This window comes from Mesorhizobium sp. M7A.F.Ca.CA.004.12.1.1, assembly GCF_003997835.1.
Lineage (GTDB): Bacteria > Pseudomonadota > Alphaproteobacteria > Rhizobiales > Rhizobiaceae > Mesorhizobium.
The window spans coordinates 1-1,006 of the sequence record NZ_RZRK01001288.1 but is presented as its reverse complement, the minus strand read 5'-3'; the positions used below and the strand labels follow the sequence as shown (position 1 = coordinate 1,006).

At 63.3% G+C, this 1,006-nt stretch carries 1 protein-coding gene; it reads left to right on the top strand.

Features of this window, described 5'->3' with window-relative positions; all coding sequences use genetic code 11:
• Window positions 1-261 precede the first annotated feature (261 nt).
• Window positions 262-1,006, top strand: a 745-nt coding sequence (locus EN984_RS35855) for a CHASE3 domain-containing protein (RefSeq protein WP_206517575.1), incomplete at its 3' end; no start/stop codon positions are given.

Here is a 1,006-nt window from a genome sequence, read left to right as displayed (position 1 = left end):
CATGGGAGCGAAATGCCTTTGCCTGAAGCCGGATCCCGGCCAAAAGCCGAAATCCCGAAAAGCGGAAGGCCGGCTGACGCCGGCCGCTGAATGCGCGGCCTCCTTAGCCAAATGATGAAGGTTTCGCAAGGCTGGCGGCCGATTGCCGGCGCCAGAACCCGGCATATTGCCTTCCGCCCCGCCGCCGCCTACGAAATGCAGCCTGCGGGGAATTCTTTTGGTTCGGCATAACAGATGATGATTGCTCGTCTTCGACGTGCCATGCGATGGCAATCGCTCCCGCTTGTCGCCGGCTTCGCCGTGCTGGTGCTGATTGTCGGCAGCCGCGCCATGCTGGTCGAGGAACAACGGGCCAACCGCGCCGCCGCGCGCGAGGCAATCGAATATCAGCAATTGCTTTCGGGTCTGCTTTCTCTGGCGCAGGAAGCCGAGAACGGCCAGCGTGGCTACCTGCTGACCGGCGAGAAATCCTATCTCGAACCCTATCGGAGCGCTGTCCGCGCCATTCCGGGCCAACTTGCCCGCATCGACAGCTTGACCGCCCCCGACGACCAGCTCGTCCAGCCGATCAACCATATCAAGGACGCGCTTTCGCAAAAGCAGGCTGAACTGGCCGAGACGATTGCCCTGTACGACCAGGGCAATGCGACGAATGCCCTGGATCTGGTTCGCAGCGGCCAGGGCAAGGCCGTCATGGACGAAATCCGGACCAGCATGGATACGGTCCGACGCATCAGTGCCGCAGCCATCGCCGCGCGCGACGCGCATACCGACCAGGTCGAGGCCTGGCTACGCATCGGTTCGCTGGCGGCGCTGCTGGCGATCTTCCTGCTTGCCGGCTACGCGATCAGGGAATCGCGCCGCCGCTTCCGTGAGGTGGCCGTCGCCCAGGATGAGTTGGTGCGCAAGAACGTCGCCCTCGGTAAGGAGATCGAGACTCGCGAAAAGGCCGAATCCCAGATCCGCCAGATGCACAAGATGGAGGCGGTCGGCCAGCTTACAGGCG